The sequence below is a fragment of the Streptomyces sp. NPDC002868 genome (assembly GCF_055563295.1).
Map to the genome: position 1 here is coordinate 11,809 of NZ_JBVHDR010000013.1, position 22,535 is coordinate 34,343.

19 protein-coding genes and 1 pseudogene are annotated in these 22,535 nt (G+C 70.5%); 11 read left to right on the top strand and 9 right to left on the bottom strand.

What is annotated here, in order from left to right; translation table 11 throughout:
- Positions 1 to 202: 202 nt before the first annotated feature.
- A complete protein-coding gene (locus ACZ3H8_RS31610) occupies positions 203 to 2,335 on the top strand; it encodes a tetratricopeptide repeat protein (RefSeq protein WP_467407663.1) in 2,133 nt (710 codons plus the stop codon).
- On the opposite strand, the gene helR is transcribed toward ACZ3H8_RS31610, so the two are convergent.
- Positions 2,322 to 4,469: an RNA polymerase recycling motor ATPase HelR gene (helR, locus tag ACZ3H8_RS31615; RefSeq protein WP_467407665.1), complete on the bottom strand. Its 2,148-nt coding sequence runs from the start codon at positions 4,467 to 4,469 to the stop codon at positions 2,322 to 2,324. The genes ACZ3H8_RS31610 and helR overlap by 14 nt on opposite strands.
- Positions 4,470 to 4,659: 190 nt before the next feature.
- A complete protein-coding gene (locus ACZ3H8_RS31620) occupies positions 4,660 to 5,898 on the bottom strand; it encodes a glycosyltransferase (protein ID WP_467407666.1) in 1,239 nt (412 codons plus the stop codon).
- 198 nt (positions 5,899 to 6,096) lie between these two features.
- Between ACZ3H8_RS31620 and ACZ3H8_RS31625 the strand changes: the two are divergent.
- Positions 6,097 to 6,231 (top strand): annotated as a pseudogene (locus tag ACZ3H8_RS31625) (transposase); the annotation flags it as partial.
- 49 nt (positions 6,232 to 6,280) lie between these two features.
- Here ACZ3H8_RS31625 and ACZ3H8_RS31630 read toward each other — a convergent pair.
- Positions 6,281 to 7,522, bottom strand: a complete 1,242-nt coding sequence (locus ACZ3H8_RS31630; RefSeq protein WP_467407667.1) for a PucR family transcriptional regulator — start codon at positions 7,520 to 7,522, stop codon at positions 6,281 to 6,283.
- Between the two features lie 134 nt (positions 7,523 to 7,656).
- Here ACZ3H8_RS31630 and lysA point away from each other — a divergent pair, with 134 nt between their 5' ends.
- Together lysA and ACZ3H8_RS31640 are read left to right on the top strand one after the other, a co-directional pair.
- Complete coding sequence (gene lysA / locus ACZ3H8_RS31635; protein ID WP_467407669.1) at positions 7,657 to 8,970, top strand: diaminopimelate decarboxylase; 1,314 nt, start codon at positions 7,657 to 7,659, stop codon at positions 8,968 to 8,970.
- Positions 8,971 to 9,011: 41 nt separating this feature from the next.
- Positions 9,012 to 10,466 carry an APC family permease gene (locus tag ACZ3H8_RS31640; RefSeq protein WP_467407670.1) on the top strand — a complete coding sequence of 485 codons (1,455 nt, stop codon included), beginning with the start codon at positions 9,012 to 9,014 and terminating at the stop codon, positions 10,464 to 10,466.
- A gap of 76 nt (positions 10,467 to 10,542) precedes the next feature.
- Here the strand turns inward: ACZ3H8_RS31640 and ACZ3H8_RS31645 are convergent, their stop codons facing one another.
- Complete coding sequence (locus ACZ3H8_RS31645) at positions 10,543 to 10,995, bottom strand: lamin tail domain-containing protein (RefSeq protein ID WP_467407672.1); 453 nt, start codon at positions 10,993 to 10,995, stop codon at positions 10,543 to 10,545.
- Positions 10,996 to 11,228: 233 nt separating this feature from the next.
- Here ACZ3H8_RS31645 and ACZ3H8_RS31650 point away from each other — a divergent pair, with 233 nt between their 5' ends.
- A complete protein-coding gene (locus tag ACZ3H8_RS31650; protein WP_467407673.1) occupies positions 11,229 to 12,392 on the top strand; it encodes an acyltransferase family protein in 1,164 nt (387 codons plus the stop codon).
- Between the two features lie 45 nt (positions 12,393 to 12,437).
- On the opposite strand, the gene ACZ3H8_RS31655 is transcribed toward ACZ3H8_RS31650, so the two are convergent.
- Positions 12,438 to 12,893 carry an Lrp/AsnC family transcriptional regulator gene (locus tag ACZ3H8_RS31655; RefSeq protein ID WP_467407674.1) on the bottom strand — a complete coding sequence of 152 codons (456 nt, stop codon included), beginning with the start codon at positions 12,891 to 12,893 and terminating at the stop codon, positions 12,438 to 12,440.
- A gap of 208 nt (positions 12,894 to 13,101) precedes the next feature.
- Here ACZ3H8_RS31655 and ACZ3H8_RS31660 point away from each other — a divergent pair, with 208 nt between their 5' ends.
- Complete coding sequence (locus ACZ3H8_RS31660; protein WP_467407676.1) at positions 13,102 to 14,124, top strand: asparaginase; 1,023 nt, start codon at positions 13,102 to 13,104, stop codon at positions 14,122 to 14,124.
- Between the two features lie 252 nt (positions 14,125 to 14,376).
- Here ACZ3H8_RS31660 and ACZ3H8_RS31665 read toward each other — a convergent pair whose 3' ends face one another.
- The 3 genes from ACZ3H8_RS31665 to ACZ3H8_RS31675 all read right to left on the bottom strand — a co-directional run bounded on the left by ACZ3H8_RS31665 (position 14,377) and on the right by ACZ3H8_RS31675 (position 17,144).
- Entirely contained in the window at positions 14,377 to 14,625 is a 249-nt protein-coding gene (locus tag ACZ3H8_RS31665; RefSeq protein ID WP_467407677.1) for a tetratricopeptide repeat protein, read from the bottom strand.
- Positions 14,626 to 14,883: 258 nt separating this feature from the next.
- A complete protein-coding gene (locus ACZ3H8_RS31670) occupies positions 14,884 to 16,332 on the bottom strand; it encodes a sensor histidine kinase (protein WP_467407679.1) in 1,449 nt (482 codons plus the stop codon).
- Positions 16,329 to 17,144: a response regulator transcription factor gene (locus tag ACZ3H8_RS31675; protein WP_467407680.1), complete on the bottom strand. Its 816-nt coding sequence runs from the start codon at positions 17,142 to 17,144 to the stop codon at positions 16,329 to 16,331. The genes ACZ3H8_RS31670 and ACZ3H8_RS31675 overlap by 4 nt, the downstream gene beginning before the upstream one ends.
- Positions 17,145 to 17,331: 187 nt before the next feature.
- Between ACZ3H8_RS31675 and ACZ3H8_RS31680 the strand changes: the two genes are divergently transcribed.
- Genes ACZ3H8_RS31680 through ACZ3H8_RS31690 form a run of 3 tightly spaced genes read left to right on the top strand, consistent with a single transcriptional unit; the run spans position 17,332 to position 19,945 of the window.
- Positions 17,332 to 18,705: a ferredoxin reductase family protein gene (locus ACZ3H8_RS31680; protein WP_467407682.1), complete on the top strand. Its 1,374-nt coding sequence runs from the start codon at positions 17,332 to 17,334 to the stop codon at positions 18,703 to 18,705.
- A 12-nt stretch (positions 18,706 to 18,717) separates the two neighbouring features.
- Positions 18,718 to 19,176, top strand: coding sequence for an FMN-binding protein (locus ACZ3H8_RS31685; protein ID WP_467407683.1), 459 nt, complete (start codon positions 18,718 to 18,720; stop codon positions 19,174 to 19,176).
- Positions 19,177 to 19,207: 31 nt separating this feature from the next.
- A complete protein-coding gene (locus ACZ3H8_RS31690) occupies positions 19,208 to 19,945 on the top strand; it encodes an FAD:protein FMN transferase (protein ID WP_467407873.1) in 738 nt (245 codons plus the stop codon).
- A gap of 3 nt (positions 19,946 to 19,948) precedes the next feature.
- Here the strand turns inward: ACZ3H8_RS31690 and ACZ3H8_RS31695 are convergent, their stop codons facing one another.
- On the bottom strand, positions 19,949 to 20,311 hold the full coding sequence (locus tag ACZ3H8_RS31695) for a hypothetical protein (RefSeq protein ID WP_467407685.1): 363 nt from the start codon (positions 20,309 to 20,311) through the stop codon (positions 19,949 to 19,951).
- Positions 20,312 to 20,645: 334 nt separating this feature from the next.
- On the opposite strand from ACZ3H8_RS31695, the gene ACZ3H8_RS31700 reads away from it, so the two are divergent.
- Positions 20,646 to 21,326 (top strand): DUF4389 domain-containing protein, encoded by a 681-nt coding sequence (locus tag ACZ3H8_RS31700; RefSeq protein ID WP_467407686.1) that lies wholly within the window; start codon positions 20,646 to 20,648, stop codon positions 21,324 to 21,326.
- A gap of 188 nt (positions 21,327 to 21,514) precedes the next feature.
- On the top strand, positions 21,515 to 22,477 hold the full coding sequence (locus ACZ3H8_RS31705; RefSeq protein WP_467407688.1) for a DUF3048 domain-containing protein: 963 nt from the start codon (positions 21,515 to 21,517) through the stop codon (positions 22,475 to 22,477).
- The last annotated feature ends 58 nt before the right edge of the window (positions 22,478 to 22,535 follow it).

Below are 22,535 nucleotides of genomic sequence, written 5' to 3' on the forward strand. Positions count from 1 at the left end.
GAACTGGCTGACCTGCCAACGGGGGCGGAAGTGCCGTCCAGCCTCCGCTTCGGCGCAGACGAGAAGACCTCAACTCGCTACGCCAACTCAGCACACTTCCACGACAGTTCCGCGAACTGCCGAGGGTGCTGTGCCACGGCCCCTCGACACCGCGCCCCCCGCCACGAGAATGGAGGCACGCGGACGGACGTGAGGGGGCGCCATGTCGGCGTATCTGTGGCGAGGGAGCGGTCGCGGACAGGGCTGGCTTCGCTATCTGGCCGCGGTCGCGGCCGGCGCGCTCGCGCTGATGCTCGCCGCCATCTGGACGTCCGGACCGCTCGCCACCGGCATCGGCGCGGCGGTCACCACGGTGTACAGCCTGATGGCCGACTTGCTGCGCCCACAGCGGGGGCAGCACGACAGTGGCGAGCTGCTGCGCTCCAGGTCGGGCCGGATACCGCGGGTCCGGCACGTGAACCGTCCGGAACTCGCGGGGGTGCACGCCGCCGAACCGGACCCGGCAACGGACGGGATCGGCCCGCCGCCCTATATAGAGCGCGATCTCGAACCGGAGTTGCGCCGGGCGCTGGCGCGGGCGCCCTTCGTGCTCGTCGTCGGGGAGTCAACGGCGGGCAAGACCAGGCTCGCCTACGAGGTCGCCCGGTCCTGCTTCCCCGCCCACGCCTTCGTCCGTCCCATGACCCGCGCGGCACTCCCGCAGGCGTTCCGGACGGCCCGGCGCCGACGCCGGGCCGTCCTGTGGCTGGACGACATCGAGGACCATCTGGGCGCCTCGGGGCTGACCGTTGCCGCGCTCGCCGGACTGCTCGACGCGCGCCCCGGACGGGTCGTCGTACTGGCGACCATGCGGTCGGAGGAGCACCGCCGCTACGACGCCCGTGAGGAGAGCCGGCTGACCGGCTCCGACCGCGACGCCTGGCGCGTCCAGCGCGAGGTGCTGCGCCTGGCGGTCACCATCCGCCTCGCACGGCGGTGGTCCGCCGCCGAATGCCGTCGGGCGGAGCCCTATCGCGACGATCCACGGATCGGGCAGGCCCTGAATGGGTGCGACCGCTTCGGCATTGCCGAGATCATCGCGGCCGGGCCGGAGTTGCTGGCCTCCTGGCAGAACGCCTGGGCGCCGGGGGCGAACCCGCGCGGCGCGGCCGTGGTGGCGACTGCGGTCGACTGCCGTCGAGCCGGTCTGCGACGCCCGGTGACCCGGGACTGGCTGCGCGACCTGCACACGCCGTACCTGGACGGACGGGGCGGCGGCGACCTGCAGCCCGAGGACTTCGACGACGCGATGCGCTGGGCCTGCCAGGCCGCCTACGCCACCAGCGGATTGCTGATCGGCAACTACAGCCAGGGGTATCTCGCCTTCGACTACCTGATGAACGCACCCGACCTGCCCCCGGTGCCCGACCACCTCTGGGACGCGCTCCTCCTCCGGGTCACCCCCGCCGACGCCTACGACCTGGGCCTCGTCGCGCATCAGGAGGCACGGCTCACCCGGGCGACCGTCGCGCTGGAGCGCGCCCGACGGGCAGGTGTCCCGGGTGCGGAGTTCTCGCTCGCCATCGCCGTCGGGGACGCCGGGCAGCCGCGCCGGGCGGTCGCGGCACTGGAGCGCATTACCCGGCAGCGGAGCGCCGCCCTGGGGCCGGGCCACCCCGACACCCTGGCCGCCCGGCACCAACTCGCCTTCTTCATGGGCGAAACGGAGAACCCCCGGCTGGCTGCCGCCCTGTTCCGGGCACTGGTCGACGACACCACGCGGGAGCTGGGACCCGACCACCCCGACACCCTCGCGGCCCGGCACCAACTCGCCTACAACACCGGCGAGGACGAGGCCCCCGACCAGGCGGTGCGGCAGCTGCGCGCGTTGCTCGACGACCGATTACGTGTCCATGGACCGGTCCACACGCAGACGCTCGCCACCCGGCGCAGCCTCATCTGGTTCACAGGAGTACACGGTGACCTCGCACGGGCCGAGCGGGAGATGCACGACCTGCTGACCGACGCGCTGCGCAGCCTCGGTCCCACGGACCCTCACACGCTGGCCGTCCGGAGCAGCCTGGCCTCGTTCGCGGCCCGTGCCGGCCGGACCGAGGAGGCATGTGCCGGCTTCGCCCAGCTGGCAGCCGACCGCACCACGCTCCTCGGAGCCGACCATCCGCACGTCCTCCACACCCGACTCGACCTGGCCCGGGCCCTGGCGGCAGCGGGCCGGCCGGAGCAAGCCGGCCATGAGCTGGAACGCGTCGCCGAGGACGCGCGCCGCATCCTGGAGCCGGGCCACCGGCACCTGAGGATCGCCGAGGAATTGCTGCGCGAACTCAGGAGCTCGTGAGGATGACGAGTTGCTGGGTCGCTCGGGTCATCGCGACATAGCGGTCGACCGCTCCTTCGATGCCCTTGCCGAACGCCTCTGGGTCGATGAGGACGACCAGGTCGAACTCGAGCCCCTTCGACAGCTCCGGGGTCAGCGACCGGACGCGGGACGTCGTCCTGAATGTGGGATCGCCGATGACGCAGGCGATCCCGTCGGCATGTGCGGCGAGCCAGGTGTCGAGGATCGAGCTCAGATCCGAAGCAGATCCGTGTACGACGGGGACGTCGTTGCTGCGGATGGAGGTCGGCACGTTGGCGTCCGGGAGCACGGCCCGGATGACCGGTTCGGCTTCCGCCATGATTTCTTCCGGCGTCCGGTAGTTGATGCTCAGGGAGGCCAGGTTGATCCGGTCGAGCCCGATCCGCTCGAGCCGTTCCTGCCACGACTCCGTGAACCCGTGCCTGGCCTGGGCGCGATCCCCGACGATGGTGAAGCTCCGGGACGGGCACCGGAGCAGCAACATCTGCCACTCTGCGTCGGTCAGTTCCTGAGCCTCGTCCACGACGATGTGCGCGAACGGGCCGGCGAGCAGGTCCGGTTCGGTGCCGGGCGATGCGCTCTCGTCGACCAGGGTGTCCTGCAGGTCCTGTCCGCGCAGCATCGTCACCGCACCTTCACCGTCGGCATCGGCCTCGAGCAGGGCGTCGATGACGTTGGCCATGTGATCGCGTTCGGCGGCGACAGAGGCGTTGTGCCGACGCTTACGTCGTGACGCCTCCGGGTCGCCGAGCCGCTGCCGTGCTGCGTCCAGGAGCGGCAGGTCGGACACCGTCCAGGCCTGGGCATCCCCGCGCTGCAGCTGCTGAACGTCATCGGGGCTGAGCCAGGGAGCGCACTTCCGCAGGTAGGCGGGTACCGACCACAGGTCTCCGACGAGGTCAGCCGCTTCGAGCAGCGGCCATGCGCGGTTGAAGGTCGTGAGCAGCTCCCTGTTCTGCAGCAGCGACTTGCGGAGCAGGTCGGCCGGGGCGTCGCCGTCGTGCTTGTCCACCAGGATCGTGACCAGCTCCTCCCAGATCTGGTCGCGCGCCTCGTTGTGCGGAGTACCAGGGTCTGCTGCTTCGAACGCCGCGGCCCAATCGTCGGCGCTCAGCCAGATGTCGGACCAGTGGGTCGTGACCGTCATCCCCTTGGTGGGCGGCTCCTCGTAGAACCTGACGGCCGGCTCGATCGCCTTCATCAGGTTCGCGGACGACTTCAGGAGGGCCACGTTCGGGTCGGCCTCGATCGCTGCTCCGGCTCCCTCGGCGACGAGGTCCCGCAGCGTGCAGGTCTGCACGCCCTCCTCTCCGAGGCTGGGAAGGACGTCGGCGACGTAGCCCAGGTAGGGCTGGTGCGGACCGACGAACAGCACGCCGCCCCGGCGGTGACCGAGGCGAGGGTCGGAGTAGAGGAGGTAGGCGGAGCGGTGCAGAGCGACGACGGTCTTCCCCGTACCCGGACCGCCGTCGACGACGAGAGCGCCGCGGGATCCCGCGCGGATGATGGCGTCCTGGTCGGCCTGGATGGTGCCGAGCACGTCTCGCATCCGTGGCGACCGGTTGCTGCCCAGGCTGGCGATGAAGGCGGACTGGTCGTCGAGCGCGGCGTGCCCGACGAACCCGTCCGGGGTGAACACCTCGTCCCAGTAGTCGCTGGTCCGGCCGCGGGTCCAGCGATACCTGCGACGGCTTGCCAGACCCATCGGGTTGGCGTGGGTGGCTCCGAAGAACGGCTCAGCCGCGGGGGAACGCCAGTCGAGCAGCAGCCGACGACCCGCGCTGTCCTTGAGGCCAAGCCGTCCGACGTACACGGGCTCGGGGTTGTCTGCGCTGACCATGTGTCCGAGGCACAGGTCCAAACCGAAGCGACGCAGTGCGCGCAGGCGAGCGGTCAGCCGGTGGATCTCCATGTCCCGGTCCATCGCCTGCCGGCCTACGCCGCCGGGCGCCTTGAGCTCGGCATCGAGGCGGTCGGACAGATCGGCGATCGACTGCTCGAGGCACTCCGCGATGGCCGCGAAGTGCTGCTCATCGCCGGCGATCAGCGTCGGGTCGGCCTTGGGAGAGAGGTGGTCGGGAAGGTCGAACGCGCTGGTAGTCAGGGGGTTCACTTCATAAGCTCCGATCTGCGGCCGCTTGCAACCATTGCGCGCAGCAAGGCGCCTGGACCGGCGTGACGAACCTGGTGGCCATGACGAGCAACGCTCCGCCTGTCGTGGACCCCGTGGCCGTTGTCGGTTCAGGTCGCCAGGGTTTGCAGGTTCTCGTGTTCTGGGTCCTGGCTCGACGATCCCGTGTGGTTCACGCGGACATGGGCGGCCTTTCTCGGCTGATCGCGTCGAGCAGCATCGTCGCGGCCACCGTCGTCCCGTCGGTGCGGATCGTGCCGGCCACGGCGGTCGCTCGTGCGCGGGTCTCGGGGGCCAGGGCAGTCCTGAGCGCGGCCGACAGGGACTCGAAGGTCGGAGTCGGACCCTCGTGTGCCGCGCCGATGCCCAGGTCGGCCACCCGGCCGGCCCAGTACGGCTGGTCCGCCATCTGGGGTACCACCACCTGGGGCGCGCCGGCCCGGGCGGCCGTCGTCGTCGTACCCGCGCCGCCGTGGTGCACGACGGCAGCCACCCGACGGAACAGTGCCTGCTGGTTGACCTCGCCGACGGCGAAGCAGTCGTCCTGGTCGTCGATCAGGGCCAGGTCGGCCCAGCCGCGGGAGACGAGTGCGCGGCGGCCCTGCGCGCGTACCGCCTCGATGACCACCCGGTCGACGTCCTCCGAGTCACGCATGGGCATGCTGCCGAAGCCCACGTACACCGGTGGTGTGCCGGCGTCCAGGAACGCCACCAACTCGGCCGGGAGCGGGCGTTCGTCCGGCCGGATCCACGCGCCGGTCTGCACCACGTCGAGGTCCGCCGGCTCCAGCCACGGACCCAGGGTCGGGTCCGCCGCCAGCCACGGCTGGTCGGTGAAGACGTGGTCGCGGACGTTGTCCACCGGTGGCAGGCCGATCGACGCCCGGTGGGTGTTGATCGCCTCGCCGAACAACGCGTTCATGTTCTCGGTGTTCAGGTCCCACAGCTCCCGGTTGTCGGTCACGTCCGGTGGGAGCGGCCGGCCCGGCCAAGCGAGCGGCGGGTGGTGCGGCGACGGCAGGTAGGACGGAAAGAAGGCCGCGAACACGTAGGGGATGCCCAGCTTCTCGGCCACCGACCGCGCGGCGGCCGCGGCCGGAATCAAGCCGGTCGCCACCACCGCATCACACCCCTCGGCCACCGCGGCGACCGCGTCGAACTGCGCGGCGACCAACGCGGCCGCGCGCTGGGGCAGGCCCGCCGCCGGCTGCGGCGCCGCGGTCACCATCGCGCGCACCGGCGAGCCGACCGGCACCATCTCCACGCCGACAGCGGCCAGCCGCGCCGCGAACTCCTCGTCCTGCGGCGCGCACACCCGCACCTCCGCGCCGAGTGCCCGCAACTGCACCGCGAGTCCCACCATCGGTTCGACGTCCCCGCGCGACCCGTACGTAGACAACAACACACGCACTTCGTGACTCTCCCATTTCCGTAGGTTCTGGCCTCGGCCGACGATTCTGCGGTATGACCCGGGTCTTGCCGCAAGGCCCCCCATGCGCTATATGTTGAGAGTGGAAAGGAGTGGGTACTCCCCTTTCCCTTCATCGTCCGCTGTGGTCGGACAACCTCCTCGCGAAGCGGCGGCACGCCGCCGCTTACACCCCGGCCGGTGCCGGACCGGCTCTGTCTTCAGGGCATCCTGTACGTCCTGCACAACGACATCGCCTGGCAACCGCTGCCGCCCGAGCCGGGGTTCGGCTCCGGACAGACCTGCCGGCGCCGCCTGGAGCGGTGGCGGGCGGGGGTCTTCGACCGGCCGCCCCGGCGCGGGCGCCCGTCGCCGTATCACCAGGTCAGGACGGGCCAGACCGGGCACCCGCGTCGGCCCCTGTCAGCCGCAGTTGCAGCCAGCAGGAGAGCCGGACGTCGGGGTGGTCGAGGTCGATCCCGAACAGCTCGCGGGCGCGGCGGAGCCGGTATTTGAGGGTGTTGGGGTGGATGGTCAGCCGTTTCGCGGCCTCGCCCACGTGGCCGACCGCGTCCAGCCAGGCGGCGACCGACGCGGCGTAATCCGTGTCCCGGAGACGGTCGTGCTCGAGCATGGCATCGATGCCGGGATGGCGGAGCCGCGGCCTGCGGGCGAGCTCGTCGGCGAAGTGGAGCAGCAGCACCTGGGCGTGCGTCTCGGCGAGTCCCGCGACGGCCGGCGTGTCCGGCGACGCGGTGGTCACTCGGAGGATGTCGTCCACCTCGGCACGCAGCTCCGGCAGTTCGGCCGGTCCGCCCGCAGCGCGGCTGACGGCTGCGCGCAGCGGTATCTCCAGGATGCGGCCAAGTGCGGCGATGGCCTGCTCCGCAAGGCGGCGGGCCTCGGCGGGACGGGTCTGCGGCAGCAGGGTGTAGACGGTACGGCCGACGGTGGCCACCGCCGCCTCGTCGTGCACGGCGGCCCAGTGCCGGGCGGCCGCGGCGCCCAGCCGGACGACCGCCGGGCCCGTGCGGTCGGTTCCGTACGCGGCCGGTGCGAAACCAAGGAGCATCAGCTGCGGTCGCTCGGGCAGACCGAGGTGGAAGCGGATCTCCTGCTCGGTCTGGTCGCCTCGCAACGCGGCACGCAGTGCGTCCTCGCGCGCCCGCAGGTCGAGCTCGGCCGAGCTGCGGCGGCGCAGCATGTGCAACGCCGCGAGTCTCGCGCCATCCAGCAGCGCCCGGTTGCCCGCCGCGTCGAGCGGGGACACCCCCTCGATCGCCCAGATGGTGCCCAGCGGCAGGTCCCCCGCCCGGATGGCGGCGGCGGCACGCGGCAGTTCGTCGGGCGCGATGACCGGCAGCCGTACGGCTCCGGGCGCGGCCAGGACCTCCCGGTACTGGCGCACCTGCTCGGGATCGTCGGGGACGCGCCGCTCCAGGATGCCGCGCCGGCGCAGGTCGTCGATCCGCTGGCCCGGGATCGACGAGTACGCGAGCACCCGGTGGTCGAGGTCCTCAATCGCCACGGAACCGCCGATGACCGCGGCGACGGCGTTGGCCAGAGCGAACAGCTCCTCGCTGGTGCCGCCGAGGCTCGGCACATTTGGCGAATCCGTCATCTCCATGGCCAGACCTTAGGCGATCGCGCCAACGACGCGGACCGGCGTCGGCCTCAGCATGGTGCGGAACCGCTCCCCGTCCGGGAGCCGGCACGCGGCGGCCCGATGGCACGCAGCAACACCTAGCAAGGAGAAGGCCCATGGTCCCCGGGACCGCGACGCCCGTCCGCCTCCCGTACGACGAACCCTCGTACAACGATCTGCTCGGACTCTTCCCGCCCGGCACCGTCACCGCACCAGACGGGGGCCTACGCATCGGCGGGTGCCATGTGGCCGCGCTGGCGGAGCTCTACGGCACCCCCGCCCTGCTCATCGACGAGGGCGCGCTGCGCACCCGCGCCCGCCGCTACGCCGACGGGCTGACCGCCCGTCGGCCGAACTCGGCGGTGGCCTTCGCCTCCAAGGCCTTTCCCTGCACGGCGGTCTACCGGCTGCTCTCCGAGGAGGGCCTCTCCATCGACGTCGCGAGCGACGGCGAGCTGGCCCTCGCCCTGGCCGGAGGCACCGACCCGGCGAAGGTGATCGTGCACGGCAACGCCAAGACCGACGACTACCTCCGCACGGCCGTCGAGACCGGCGCGGGCCTGGTCGTCATCGACAACTTCGACGACATCGACCGCCTGGAACGCATCCTCGCCGACACCCCCGGCCGCGAGCAGCCCGTCCTGGTCCGAGTCACACCCGACGTCCGCCCCGACACCCACGAGGCGATCTCCACCGGCCAGCGCGGGTCGAAGTTCGGTCTGCTGCTGCCCCAGGCCCGCGAGGCGATCGCCCGGCTGCGCGGCAGCGACCGGCTGCGGCTGGACGGGCTGCATGTGCACGTCGGCTCGCAGATCCTCGACACCGAGCCGTTCCTCCAGGCCGTGGAGGCGGTGGCGGAGCTGGGCGACTTCGACGTGTACGACCTCGGCGGCGGCCTCGGCTCCCGCTACACGTACCAAGACCGGCCGCCGAGCGTCGAGGACTACCTGGACACCCTCACGGCCGCGGCCGACGCACTGCTGCCCGCCAGTGCCCGCGTCATCGTCGAGCCCGGCCGGTCGATGGTGGCCGAGGCGGGAGTCTCGCTCTACCGCGTCGTCACGGTCAAACGTGGCGGTGGCGAGACTTTCGTCGCCGTGGACGGCGGCATGGGCGACAACCTCGAAGTGTCCCTGTACGGGCAGCGGTTCGAGGCCACGGTCGCCACCCGGGTCGGCGGCGGTGAAACGTGCCGGCTCGTCGGCAGGCACTGCGAATCCGGCGACACGCTGAGCGCCGGCGTACTGCTGGACGACCCGCGCCCGGGCGACCTGATCGCCGTACCGGTCACGGGCGCCTACACCTACTCCCTCTCCAACAACTACAACGGCTCCTGCCGGCCGCCGGTGGTCTTCTGCCGCGACGGGCAGTCCCGCGCGGTGGTGCGCCGGGAGACCCACGCAGACCTGATGCGCCGCGACCTCCCCTGACGACGACTCGCCCGCCACCCGCTCCCTGGAATGAGGCTGCCTTGAGACTCGATGTGACACTGCGCCACCAACTCCTGCGACGCAAGCCGGTGGAGGCGTTCCTCGCGGACGCCGAAGCAGCCGACGGCGGCCTGCGCCGCACCGTGGGCGTATTCCAGCTCACGATGATCGGCATCGGCGCCACGATAGGCACCGGCATCTTCTTCGCCCTCAACGCGGCTGTCCCCGAGGCCGGTCCCGCGGTCATCCTCTCCTTCGCCATCGGCGCGGTCACGGCGGCCCTCACCGCCCTGTGCTACGCCGAACTCGCCTCCGCCGTACCGGTCTCCGGGTCGTCGTACTCGTACGCCTACGCCACGCTCGGCGAGTTCGCGGCCTACGCGGTCGGCTGGTGCCTGCTGCTGGAGTACGCCGTCTCCGGCGCGGCCATCGCGGTGAGCTGGGGCCAGTACCTCAACGACCTGACCCAGCGCCTCTTCGGCGTGCAGATGCCGGCAGCCATATCCGCACCACCCGGCGACGGCGGCTACCTCAATCTGCCCGGCGCAGTACTGGTGTTGCTGTGCTGCGTACTGCTGGTGCGCGGTGCCAAGGAGTCGGCGATCGTCAACACCGTGATGGTGCTGCTCAAGCTGGCGGTGCTGGCGCTCTTCGTGGTGCTGGGTGTCACCGGCTTCGACTCGGCGAACCTGCACCCCTTCGCCCCGATGGGCATGGCGGGTATCGGCGCCGCGGCCTCCACGGTCTTCTTCTCCTTCATCGGTCTCGACGCCGTCTCCACGGCCGGCGAAGAGGTACGCAACCCCCGCCGCACGCTTCCACTTGCGATCATCTGCGCACTCCTCGTGGTCACCACGGTGTACGTGCTGGTGGCCCTGGTGGGCGTCGGCGCCCAGCCGTGGACGGCGTTCGCGGGCCAGGAAGCGGGCCTCTCGTCGATCCTGGCGAAGGTCACCGGGGCCGGCTGGCCAGGGGTGGTGCTCTCGGCGGGCGCGGTGCTCTCCATCGTCAGCGTCACGCTCGTGGTGCTGTACGGGCAGACCCGCATCCTGTACTCCATGGGCCGCGACGGCATGCTCCCCGCCGCCTTCCACCGGGTCGACCGCCGCACCGGCACCCCGGTGCTGGGCACGGTCATCGTGGGTGCGTTCGTGGCCCTGCTGGCCGCGGTGTTCCCGCTGGACATCTTGGCGGACCTGACAAGCCTGGGCACGCTGGTGGCCTTCGCCGTCGTCTCGGCGGGCGTGATCATCCTGCGCCGCAGGGCGCCCCATCTCGACCGCGGCTTCAAGGTCCCCGGCTACCCGGTGGTGCCGGTGCTGTCCATCGCCTTCTGCGGCTACCTGCTCTACGGACTGCCGCTGCCGGCGTACGCCATGTTCGCCTGCTGGATTGCTGTGGCCCTGGCGGTGTATGTGCTGTACAGCCGCCACCACTCGCGGCTGCAGGCGCCGAAGGACGCGGGCGAGCCTGAATCAGCGACCTTGACGCCCTGACGGGCCACGCCGCCCGACTGCGGCCGACGGCTTCCCCGGGCGGGGCCCGTCGGCCGCCGCGGCACCCAGCCGCCGGTCAGCACATCTTGTAGTCGACCCGGGTCGAGTTGTAGGAGCAGGTGTCGACCTTGGTCCCGTTCGCCCTCTTCAGGGTGGCGGTGTCTTTGTCGTTGTTCCACACGTACCACGCGCGGCCCTGGTAGCGGTTGGCCGCAGTGTTGGTGCCCTTGCCGGTGCGCACCGTAACCGTCTTGCCCTTGGCGAGCGTGAAGGTGCCGAAGGTGTACTTGTGGTTCTTCGCATCGACCAGCACCCAGCCCTTCAGGCTGACCGCACCGCCGGTGGTGTTGCGGATCTGCACGTACTCCGCGTTCAGGCTCGAGTTGGCGCCGCGGTCCGAGCCGGGGCTGTCGTAGTAGATCTTGTACAGATGGACCGAGCCGGCCGCCTGCGCAGGCGAAGGCAGGGCGATGAGGCCGGCGAAGGCCACGATGGTCGAGGCAGCGGCTATGGAGCGGGTACGGAGCATGAACGTCCCTCGGGGTCAGGCCGGGAACCCCCCAAATTGGGCCCGGCAAGGCGCCAATAGTAGGACTATCCAGCCCGTCTGTGGCGGGAGTTGAAAAATCGGGACACGCTACGGGCCCGTGCGGCGAGACCGGGGAGGTCGCCCGACAAGGCGAGCGCGGGCAGGTCGCCCGACAAGGCGAGCGCGGGCAGGCCTGCGTGAAGAAGGCCCTGATCGCTGGCGATAATCACTCGATGCGACACAGGCCCCGCCCCCGCCGATCCTCCGCCGACCTGTCCGGCAGGGACAGGCTGGCCTCCCTGACCGGGCTGCGTTTCTGGGCGGCTCTGCTGGTGGTGCTGTACCACCTGTCCCGGCAGGTCGGCCAGATACCCGGCGCCAGCGAGGCCGTCTGGTACGGCCGCAGCGGAGTGACCTTCTTCTTTGTACTGTCCGGATTCGTCCTGGCATGGACGTACGACGGCAAGCAGGTACCCACGCGGGTCTTTCTCTGGCGGCGCTTCGCCCGTATCTGGCCGCTCCTCGCGGCCACGACTGTGCTGTCCGTCGGGGCTTGGGTCGCGCTGGGCAAGGCGGTGTCGGCCAAGGCCGTGGTCGCGTCGCTGCTCCTCGTCCATGCCTGGATACCGGACAACACCGTGCTGAAGGGTGGAAATCCCGCCGCATGGTCACTCAGCGACGAGGCATGGTTCTACCTGATCTTCCCTTTGCTGATGGCGCTCCCGGCCCTGCGTTCGGGCCGCGGCCGCCGCCGGATCTGGGTCATGGTCTGTGTGGGCACCCTCCTCGTGTGGCTGAGCGGATCCCTGATCGGCGACCCGAGCCTGCGGGTCTGGGCCCTCGACTATCTGCCGTTGACCCGCACGCTGCAGTTCCTCCTCGGTGTCGTGGCCGGCCTCGCGGTGGCCCGCGGCCGGCGGCCGCCCATCGGTCTGTGGCCGGCCGTGGTGCTGACCATCGGCTGGCACCTCGCGCTGGTGCCCTGGTCGCAGGCCGTTCCCGACACCCTCTGGTACAGCCCGTACCAGGCCTCGCAACTGCTTTCCGCGCCCGTCTTCGCGCTACTTGTGGCAGCGGCCGCCCGCGCGGACCAGGACGGCCGGAGGACCGGTCTCGGCGGAGCGTGGGCAGTGCGGCTGGGGCATTGGTCGTTCGCCTGGTACCTCATCCACGAGGTCGTCATCCGGGTGTGGTTGGGGAGGTACGGACGCCCGGAGGACGTACTCGACACGGCCCAGGTGTGGTTGGTGGTGATCCTGGCCAGTCTGGCCCTTTCCGCATGTGCCTATCACTGGGTGGAGCACCCGCTCGAGCGCTTGCTCCGCAGTGCCGGCCCGCGTGTTCCCACAGGCGACAGCCGCGTTCCCGAACCGCGGGCCGGCGCCGGGACGGCATGACGTGGTCTCGCCCCCATCGGAACCGGCGGACCGGAGCGCGAGGCGTCAGCCGTCCACCGGCAGACCGCGAGGCTCCTTGATCCGCTTCATGACGATCTGCGAGTTGACCTCGGTGACGCCGGACAACGCGGTCAGCTGCTCGATCCACAGCCGCTCGTACGCGCGCAGATCCGCGACCGCGATACGCAGCAGGCATCCCGGGCTCCCGAAAAGCCGGTACGCCTCGATGACGTCGGGGATGTCCTGGAGGCCGGCCTCGAAGGCCTCGACCACCTCGCGGTCGCGCTTCACCTCGATGGAGACGAGGACTTCGAAGCTCCGGCCGACCGCCTCCGGGTCGATCACCGCGCGATAGCCCTGGATCACCCCGTCCTGCTCCAGTTGCCGGACACGGCGCATGCACGGCGAGGGGGTCAGACCCACCCGCTGTGCCAGCTCCTGATTGCTCAGCCGTCCATCATTCTGAAGCTCACGCAAGATATCTCGGTCAATTCCATCCATGGCGCAATTATCCACCAGCTCATGTTGCAACGAAGCCAAAATGAGCGATCATATTGCGGGGCAAGGCTCCTATCATTGCGCTCGACTGCTCCGGCATCCCCGGGTCAGCCATGGGGCGCAGCCCGGCCAGGGCCACGAGCGAGGCCGGGCAGCGTGCCTCGCCAAAATTCGCCGCCACACCTGCGGCACGAACAGGGAATGAGGCGCTGTGGGACGGGTCGTCGTCATCAGCACCGGCGGGACGATAGCCAGCCGCTGGCAAGGTTCAGGGTTCGCCGCCGACGCGGGTGGCCAAGAGGTCATGGCGACCGCCCCGTTGCCCGAGGGCGTCACCGTCGAGGTCGTCGATCTGTTCAGCGTGAACAGTCCGCGTCTCACCACCGCTCACCAACTCACCCTGCTCCACACGGTGCACGAGGTGCTCGCCGACCCCGGCGTGCAAGGCATCGTCGTCACCCACGGCACCGACACCCTGGAGGAGTCGGCGTTCCTGGTCGACCTCCACCACGACGACCCGCGCCCGGTCGTCTTCACCGGCGCCCAGCTTCCGCTCGACGCGGCCGACGGCGACGGACCCGGCAACCTCCACGACGCGCTGCTGACCGCCGCGACGACGCGCAGTCTCGGGGTACTGGTCGCCTTCGACGGCAAGGTGCACTCAGCCCGCGGCACCGTCAAGACGCAGACGCTCGCCGCCGACGCCTTCGGCGACCCGTCCGGCCCCCGCATCGGAAACGTCGGATTCGGCCGGATCTCCGTACTGCGCCACCCCCAGCGCCCGGCCGCGCTGGGCCTGCCCGTCATCCCGGACACCCTGCCCCGCGTCGACATGGTGATGCACCACGCCGACGCCGACCCGCTGCTGCTGAACGCGGCCGTGCACGCGGGGGCCCAGGGAATCGTCCTGGTGGCCACCGGCGCCGGCAACGCCACCCCCGAGATCGTCGACGCCGTCTCCGCCGCCACCTCCCGCGGTGTGCTCGTCGCCCTGACCACCCGGGTCCAGGCCGGGCCGGTCACCGAGATCTACACCCACGGCGGCGCGGTCGACCTCGTGGCCGCGGGTGCGGTGCCGACCGGCACGCTGCGGGCCGGCCAGGCTCGGATCGCAGTGCTCACCGCACTGCTCGCCGCCACCGATCCGCGGGAGCGGGAACGGGTACTGCGCCACGCGCTCGGCGAGGCCGTGTCCGCCGGCGCCAACCCGTCGGCCGAACTGGTCCAGGCATAGACGGTGCGCTCGGCCGTCGCCGGACGCCGTTGACGGACCGTCAGGGCCGACGGCTCCTGCTGGTGCTGAAGGAGGGGCGAACATGAGCGATCGACGAGCCGCACACGTGCCTGTTCTCCTTGGACCGTGACCTGCTGAAGCCGCGCGCTGGTAGAAGGCCCGCAGGTCGAGGTGGTGGTCGAGGCAGAAGTCCTTCATCTGCGCTTCGATCCCACCGGCTGGAACACCGGGGATCGGTTGCGGTGGCCGATCTCAGTCGTCGAGACCTTCGACGGACCGTAGCCGGACTACCCAGGCAGCCGCATCCTGGTCACCGGCGTCGGCGCGGGCCTGCGCGACGGCCATGGCCTCCTCGATGTGGCCCTGCTTGATAAGCAGGCGGACCAGCAGATTCCGTGCGGCGGCCCCGCCTGGGTGTGTACGAAGAACGGTGATGGCCTCCTCGACGCGGCCCTGCTCGACCAGCGACCCGGCCAGCCGGTAACCGGCGTTCATGTCCATGCGTTCCTCCTCCGTCAGACAGCCGGCGCTCCTGGCCACACCGACGTCGGTGTGGCCAGGAGCGCCGTGGTCATTTTCTCATGTCAGGCACAACTTCCGTGAGGGCGAAGGCTGTTGCGGTGCGAGGGTGACGGAAGGTGGTCCCGGCCAGGCGCTGCGGTGAGGAGGACGCGCATGCGTAGCAGCGGTAGTCCGCGCCAGGACAAGCACTGACCGCTGGCCGAGCGGGGCACGGCGGCCCAGATCTGCGCTGCGGCGCTACGGTTCCACCAGTCGCGGAAGGCACACCCGGAAGGCCGTGTGGCTGGGGCGGCTGGTCAGATCGACCCGCCCGCCGTGCGCGGTGGCCACCGCGTGGGTGATCGCCAGCCCCAGGCCCGTACCGCCGGCGCTTCTCGCCCGGCCGTCATCGGTCCGTACGAACCGGTCGAAGACCGCGGACTGCAGCCCCTCGGGCACACCTGGCCCGTCGTCCTGGACGAGGATTTCCACCTCGTCCTCCCGCTCCACGAGGCGGACGGTGACCTGGGTACCCGCCGGTGTGTGCGTACGGGCGTTTGCGAGCAGGTTGGTGAGCACCTGCTGCAGTCCCCGCTCGTCGCCCCGCAGCACCACCGGTTCCTCCGGCAGTTCCATGATCCAGCGGTGGTCCCGTCCGGCGGCGCGGGCGTCACTGACCGCGTCGAGCACCAGCCGGGTCAGGTCCACCGGTTCGCCGGCCAGCGGGCGGCCGGCGTCCAGCCTGGCCAGCAGCAGCAGGTCGTCCACCAGCTCGCCCATCCGCACCGACTCGCACTGGACCCGGCCGAGCCTCTGCCGTACCTCGTCCGGGATCGGCGCCTGGCTGCGCAGCGCGAGCTCCGCGTGGCCGCGAATCGAAGCCACCGGCGTGCGCAGTTCATGGCTGGCGTCGGCGGCGAAGCGGCGCAGCCGCTGCTCGCTGGCATGCCTGCGCGCCAGCGAATCCTCGACGTGCTGCAGCATCCGGTTGAACGCACTGCCGACCCGGCCCACCTCGGTCCGCGGATCGGTGTCCGGCACCCGTTGCGGCATGGCCACTTCGCCGCCACCGAGTGGGAGCTGGGCAACCCGGGAGGCGGTCGCGGCCACCCGCCGCAGCGGGCGCAGCGACAGCCGCACCCAGAGCGCGCCGGCGACACCGGCAGCGAGCAGAGCCCCGCCGAAGACCACTGCCTCGACCAGTTGCAGCCGGCGTACGGTCTCCTCCACCGGTCGCAGCGGCAATCCGGTGATCAGCACATCGCCCGCCGGGCCGCGGATTCCCATCACTCGGTACTCGTCCAGCGCGGAGAGGTGGACGCTGCGGCCCTGGCCGTCGGCGGGCACCCGCACCAGGTTCTCGCGGTCGGACGCGCTCAGCGGCACCGAGATCTCGGTCCGGTCGCGGACCACGGCGGCCTGGGTCACCGCCCCGTCCAGAACGCAGGCGCCGAAGGTGCCCGTGGACTGCCCGCGGGTGTCGGGGCCGGACGCGGACGCCTTTGACGCCTTGGCAGGATCCAGGCTGGCCGGGAAATGGCCGCCGACCGCCGTCAGTTGCTGGTCGAGCCGACGGACGAGAAAGCCTTCCAGAGCAGCGGTCGTGGCAACGCCGACCGCCAGGCAGCTCAGAGCCAGCAGCACCACCAGGCCGAGGGTGAGCCGCACTCTGAGGCTGCGGGCGGACGGTATCGAGAGACGTTTCATCGCACGTCCGGCTTGAGTACGTAGCCGACTCCGCGCACCGTGTGGATCAAGGGGGTGCGTCCGGCGTCGATCTTCTTGCGCAGGTAACTGATGTAGAGCTCGACCACATGGGCCTGGCCGCCGAAGTCGTAGCTCCACACGCGGTCCAGGATCTGTGCCTTGCTGAGCACCCGCCGCGGGTTGCGTATCAGGAAACGCAGCAGTTCGAACTCGGTGGGCGTCAGATCCACCACCTGTCCGGCGCGCGACACCTCGCGGGCGTCCTCGTCCATCACCAGGTCGCCGACGGCCAGCAGTCTGCCGGTGTCCGGCGTACGCGTCATTCCCGCCCGGCGCAGCAGCCCGCGCAGCCGGGCGAGTACCTCCTCCAGGCTGAACGGTTTGGTGACGTAGTCGTCGCCGCCTGCGGTGATCCCGGCGATGCGGTCCTCCACGGCGTCCCGCGCCGTCAGAAACAGCACGCACACCCCCGGCGCCGCGGCGCGCAGCCTGCGCAGGACCTCCAGACCGTTGATGTCGGGCAGCATCACGTCCAGCACCACCGCATCGGGATGGAACTGCGAGGCGGTGGCCAGCGCGTCCTCGCCGGTGCCGACTGCTTTGACCTCCCAGCCCTCGGAACGCAGAACGTCGCAGAGGATGCCGGCCAGGTCGGGTTCGTCGTCCACCACAAGCACTCGCGCCGGTGTGCCGTCGGGACGACGCAGAGCGGCCGGTGCGGCGGCAGAGGCGTCGGTCACGGGCCTGTCGGTGAGGGCGGGCGCGGACGCTGCGGAGACGTCGTCGGTCGCGGAGGTGGCGTGCGTGTCCATGGTCCTCGCAGTATCCCGCCCCAACCTCTGTGTTTCCTCTGAGTCCACCGGTCGACCCCGCCGAGGGCCCGTCTTCAGAGGAAACCCAGAAATTCCGCTGTCAGGGTGAGCCACCGGCCGGTTCGGGGGGCCTGGCGCCCACGGAATCCCAGGCCGGCACCTGGAGTCCAGCTGAAGGGGAGCCTCGATGACCACCGTCCAGCACACCGGCGCGGCCACGTCCGTGCCACGACACGCGTCGCCGCCGAAACGACGGCCGTGGCGGCTGCCTGCCGCGGCGGTACTGGTGGTGATCCACGCCGGTGCGGCGGCGGTACTGGCTCTGTGGTGGCGGAACACGTCCTCGGTCGTCGGCATCGACGGCTGGCTGACGGGCGCCGGCCGCATCACCGGACTCCTGGCCGGCTACGCCTGCGCCGTTCTGCTCGCGCTGATGGCGCGGATCCCGGCGCTCGACCGGGGCGTGGGCAGTGACCGGCTCGCCCGCTGGCATGCGATCGGCGGGCGGTACACCGTCTCCCTCGCGCTCGCTCATACGCTGCTGATCATCTGGGGGTACTCCATCACCTCCAGCACCAGCGTCGTGGACATGACCACGACTCTGGTGCTGCGATACCCGGACATGCTGAAGGGCACCATCGGCATGCTGCTGTTTGTCATGGTCGGCGCTGTGTCGGCCAGGGCCGCGCGTCGCCGCCTCAGCTACGAGACCTGGCACTACCTGCACTTCTGCACCTATCTCGCGGTCTATCTGGCCTTCTTCCACCAGTTGTCGAACGGTGCTGACTTCATGGCGGACCGTCCTGCGCGGCTGGCCTGGTACACGCTGTACCTCACAGTTGCGGCGCTGCTGCTGCGGTACCGCTTCCTCAGCCCGCTGCTGCGGGCGCTGCGCCACCGACTGCGAGTGGCCGAGGTCCACCCCGAAGCGCCCGGAGTGGTGTCCGTGTACCTCACCGGCGAGAAGCTGGACCGCCTCGGCGCGGAGCCCGGCCAGTTCCTCCGCTGGCGCTTCCTCGCCCCGGGAATGTGGTGGACCGCCAACCCGTACTCGCTGTCCGCTCCGGCCGACCCCCGCTATCTGCGGATCACCGTCAAGGAGGCCGGCGGACACAGCCGTGCGGTGGCCCGCCTGCGGCCCGGCACCCGGGTGTGGGCCGAAGGGCCGTACGGAGGTTTCACCGCCGCCCGCCGCAGCCGGTCCAAGGTGCTGCTGCTCGCCGGCGGCGTCGGCATCACCCCGCTGCGCGCGCTGTTCGAGACTCTGCCCGGCGAGATGACCCTGCTCTACTACGCACGCCGCGAGGAGGATCTGGCGCTGCGCAGGGAGCTGGACGAGATAGCCGCCGTGCGCGGTGCCCGGGTGCTCTACGCGATCGGTGAAGGCGCGGGGCATTCCCTGCCGCTGACGGCGGACGCGTTGCGCGACGCGATCGGGGACCTGGCGGACCACGAGGTCTACCTGTGCGGGCCGCCGGGGATGACCGCGGCCGCCAAGGGCGCCCTGCGGGACGCCGGGGTGCCGGGTCGCCATATCCACCACGAGTCGTTCGAGTTCTGAGGAGGTACCGCTGTGAGCCGAGCCGTACTGGCAACCACGGCGACAGTCGCCGGCGTGGTGCTGATGCTGTCACTGAAACCGCACCAGAGTCCGACCGCCGCCTCCGCGGCGCCGGTCACACCCCCGGTCTCACCGTCCACCACCGGCGCGCCCAACGGCGGGCCGACGGGCGGCAGCCCCTCGGCCACCCGGGACCCCGGCCGGCTGTCGGGCGCTTTCACCGGGGACACCGTCACCACCGCCCAGGGACCGGTGCAGGTCAGGATCACCATGGACCAGGGCAGGCTGACCGCGGTGGACGTCCTGCAGGGAGTGCACGAGCGTGGCCCCAGCGCGGACGCCGTGCCGCGGCTGACCCAGCAGGCGCTGGCCGCGCAGAACGCACAGATCGACGCCGTGTCGAGCGCCACCTTCACCAGCGAGGGCTACATCTCCTCCCTGCAAAGTGCGCTGGACCGGGCCCGTGGGTGAGGACCAGGTCCTGCGCCATGTGGAGCACGCGATGGGCACCGTGTTCTCGTTCGCCGTCCGGAGCGAGCGGACCCGCGCAGTCACCCGGGCGCTGGCCGACGCGGTGGCCTGGCTGCACCGGGTCGACGCGGTGTTCTCCCCCTATCGCCCTGACAGCCAGATCAGCCGCCTCGGGCGGGGTGAGCTGACCGTCGGTCAGTGCGACCAGGAGGTGGCCGAGGTGCTCGATCTGTGCCGGGCCGCCGACCGCACCAGCGGCGGACGGTTCACCGCGACGCCCGGCGGGCGCCTCGACCCGTCCGGCATGGTCAAGGGCTGGGCGGTGGAGCGGGCCTCGCGGATCCTCTACGAGGCGGGCGCCCGGCACCACTGCGTCAACGGCGGTGGCGACATCCAGGCAAGAGGTGAGGCCGTGCCCGGTCGCCCCTGGAGTGTCGGTGTCGCCCATCCTCTGCACCCCGGCGATCTCACCACCGTGGTTCGCGGCCGTGACCTGGCGGTCGCAACATCCGGCACCGCCGAGCGGGGCCACCACATCGTGGACCCGCACAGCGGACGGCCTGCGACCGGGCTGGTCTCGATCACCCTGGTCGGACGGCACCTCACCGAGGTGGACGCCATGGCCACCGCCGCGTTCGCGATGGGCCACGACGCCCGCGGATGGATCCAGTCGCTCGACGGCATCGAGGCGTTCGCGGTCACCGCGGACGTCCGCGTCTGGTGGACGCCCGGCTTCGCGGAACACGGCCTGATTCCGGCCCGCGGCTGACAGTCAGAGGCGGCGTAGCCGTGCGGCGATTCCGTGTCCGACCAGCAGGTAAATCACGGCGGGCAGGCCGTAATTAAGGAGGACGCGAAGGCCATCTGTGTCCATTGTGAAAATGTCCTGTGACCACCAGGCCAACCAGCCCGCCATTCCCTCCACAAACTCGACAAAGACGTTCGCTTGGTTGGCTTCGAGCAGGTAGAGCAGGATCCACATGCCCAGGAACACGGCGGCGATGTCCGCGATTGTGTGGATGACCAGGGCTGCCCGCCGCGCGGCGGAGCCGTCCCCGTCGCGCGCGTAGCGGTGGCTGGCGCCCTGGTTGACGTCGTATCGCTGGTTTTCCGGCAGGGGTTCGGTATTACTCACTGGAGTCCCAATCTCACGCGTACACCGCCTCGACGGCACGGAAGAGCGACCACCGCACGGCGTCACCTCCCCCGCAGGAGAAATCCCGGCCGTGGCCGCATAAGGGGTCGCTGTCCGCTTCCCTATTTGGAACTGCGTCGCAAGCGGATGACGCGTTACACAGTCACCGCGATACGTCCGATATCGACGACTACGAGAATTCCTCAACACCACCTTCGACTTGGAACGGCTAACACCATGTGCCCGTCCAGAGCTCGCGCCGGACCCGGATCCGGCCCAATCTGGAATCAGCCCCTCGATCTACGAGGCCTCGTGCACGAAGGAGCTGACAGCCATGACGACGACTCCAGCGGCATACGACCCGGTGAGAGTGGATGCGGCGCTGGAAGCACCGCTGTCGCGCTGGTTGTGGCTGGTGAAATGGCTGCTCCTGATCCCCCACTACGTTGTGCTGATCTTCCTGTGGATCGCCTTCATGCTGGTCAGCGTGGTCGCGTTCTTCGCCATCCTGATCACGGAGCGCTATCCGCGGCCGCTGTTCGACTTCAATGTCGGGGTGCTGCGCTGGACCTGGTGGGTCTCTTACTACGGGTACGGAGCACTGGCCACCGACCGCTACCCGCCGTTCAGTCTCGGCGCGGAGCCCGACTACCCGGCCCGGCTGGACATCGCCTACCCGGAGCGGCTGTCGCGCGGCCTTGTCCTGGTGAAGTGGTGGCTGCTCGCCATCCCGCACTACATCGTGATCGGCTTCTTCGTCGGCGGGTACGGTTCCGGCTCGTGCGGCGGTGGGCTTGTCTTCGTGCTGGCCATCATCGCCGCCGTCATCCTCGCCTTCACCGAGAAGTATCCCAAGGACCTGTTCGACCTCATCATCGGGCTCAACCGCTGGGTGCTGCGGGTTGCTGCCTACGCGGGCCTCATGACCGACGCGTACCCGCCCTTCAGGCTGGACATGGGCGGTTCTGATCCGGCTGTCGGCCATGACCGCGGCACTGGTGGGCAGCCTTTCTGATCGGCCTTTCTGATCGTCCATGAGCTGCCGCACCTGGCCGTCCGGGTGACGCTGCCTCCTCAGCCGGGCGACGCCGCGCCGTAGAAGCCCGCTGCCCGCCCCTGCCGCCTCGCAACACCTGTTCGGATGGGCGTTCGAGGGTGTATGAAGGTGCCACCCATTCGTAGTGCTCCCCGAGGGCGTCAGCCATGCCCGCGAAAACGAAGAAGAGATCAGCCACAGCCACACTCGCGATGCTGACGGCCGCACTCACCCTTGCCGTGTCGGGGTGCCAGGGCGGTGAGGGTACGCAGACGCCCGACGGCCGCTCCCCGTCCACCGGCGAATCCGCGCCCGGCTCCCACATCCTCGCGGTCAAAATCGACAACGTCGTGCCGGCCCGGCCGCAGACAGGACTCGAAATGGCGGACATCGTCTACGTCGAGCAAGTCGAGGCGGGGCTCAGCCGGATACTCGCCGTCTACTCCTCCCAGCTGCCGCCCGTCGTCGGCCCGGTGCGCAGCGCCCGTGAAAGCGACCTGGAGCTGCTTGGTCAGTTCGACCGGCCGACCCTCGCCTTCTCCGGGGCACAGACCAAGCTCCTGCCGCTCATCGAGGCAGCCCCCGTGGACGCACTCCCACCGGAGAAAGCACCGGACGCGTACTTCCGCAGCCGGGACAGAGCCGCCCCGCACAACCTCTATCTACGGCCCGAGCGCGCCCTGCGCGACCCGCCCGGCGTCAACGCCGCCAAGTACGCCGGCTTCGGCTTCGGTCCCCCGCCGCCGGGCGGCAGACCGGTGACCGAGTACAGCGTCCGCTATCCCGCCGCACACTTCGGCTTCACGTGGTCGGCAGCCCGGCAACAGTGGCTGGTGGCGATGGACGGGACCCCCTCCCGCACACCGGCAGGGCGGCAGTTGGGTGCGGCCACCGTGGTCGTGCAGTACGTGGCCGTGCGCCCGTCGCGCTTCAAGGACCGAGGGGGGAACACGTCTCCGTACACCGAGACCGTGGGCTCCGGCACCGCGCTCGTCCTGCGCAACGGCAAAGCACACGAGGCCGAGTGGGAACGGGGCACCGCCGAGTCCGGGACAGCATTCACGACGCCTGACGGCAGGTCCATGGCCTTCGTCTCGGGACAGATCTGGATCGTGTACGCGCCTCGCTGACCCGGGGCCGGCCACAGTTCGATGCTTGCCATCCTGTACGCCTACAACGGTGCAGGCC

What these genes read in the sequence shown, in the direction of transcription:
- ACZ3H8_RS31690 (WP_467407873.1), top strand. Translation starts at nt 19,208, where the DNA reads ATGGGCACCGTGTTCTCGTTCGCCGTCCGGAGCGAGCGGACCCGCGCA.
- ACZ3H8_RS31705 (WP_467407688.1), top strand. Translation starts at nt 21,515, where the DNA reads ATGCCCGCGAAAACGAAGAAGAGATCAGCCACAGCCACACTCGCGATG.
- lysA (WP_467407669.1), top strand. Translation starts at nt 7,657, where the DNA reads ATGGTCCCCGGGACCGCGACGCCCGTCCGCCTCCCGTACGACGAACCC.
- ACZ3H8_RS31610 (WP_467407663.1), top strand. Translation starts at nt 203, where the DNA reads ATGTCGGCGTATCTGTGGCGAGGGAGCGGTCGCGGACAGGGCTGGCTT.
- ACZ3H8_RS31650 (WP_467407673.1), top strand. Translation starts at nt 11,229, where the DNA reads ATGCGACACAGGCCCCGCCCCCGCCGATCCTCCGCCGACCTGTCCGGC.
- ACZ3H8_RS31670 (WP_467407679.1), bottom strand. Translation starts at nt 16,332, where the DNA reads ATGAAACGTCTCTCGATACCGTCCGCCCGCAGCCTCAGAGTGCGGCTC.
- ACZ3H8_RS31655 (WP_467407674.1), bottom strand. Translation starts at nt 12,893, where the DNA reads ATGGATGGAATTGACCGAGATATCTTGCGTGAGCTTCAGAATGATGGA.
- ACZ3H8_RS31630 (WP_467407667.1), bottom strand. Translation starts at nt 7,522, where the DNA reads ATGGAGATGACGGATTCGCCAAATGTGCCGAGCCTCGGCGGCACCAGC.
- ACZ3H8_RS31675 (WP_467407680.1), bottom strand. Translation starts at nt 17,144, where the DNA reads ATGGACACGCACGCCACCTCCGCGACCGACGACGTCTCCGCAGCGTCC.
- ACZ3H8_RS31645 (WP_467407672.1), bottom strand. Translation starts at nt 10,995, where the DNA reads ATGCTCCGTACCCGCTCCATAGCCGCTGCCTCGACCATCGTGGCCTTC.
- ACZ3H8_RS31680 (WP_467407682.1), top strand. Translation starts at nt 17,332, where the DNA reads ATGACCACCGTCCAGCACACCGGCGCGGCCACGTCCGTGCCACGACAC.
- ACZ3H8_RS31700 (WP_467407686.1), top strand. Translation starts at nt 20,646, where the DNA reads ATGACGACGACTCCAGCGGCATACGACCCGGTGAGAGTGGATGCGGCG.
- ACZ3H8_RS31665 (WP_467407677.1), bottom strand. Translation starts at nt 14,625, where the DNA reads ATGGACATGAACGCCGGTTACCGGCTGGCCGGGTCGCTGGTCGAGCAG.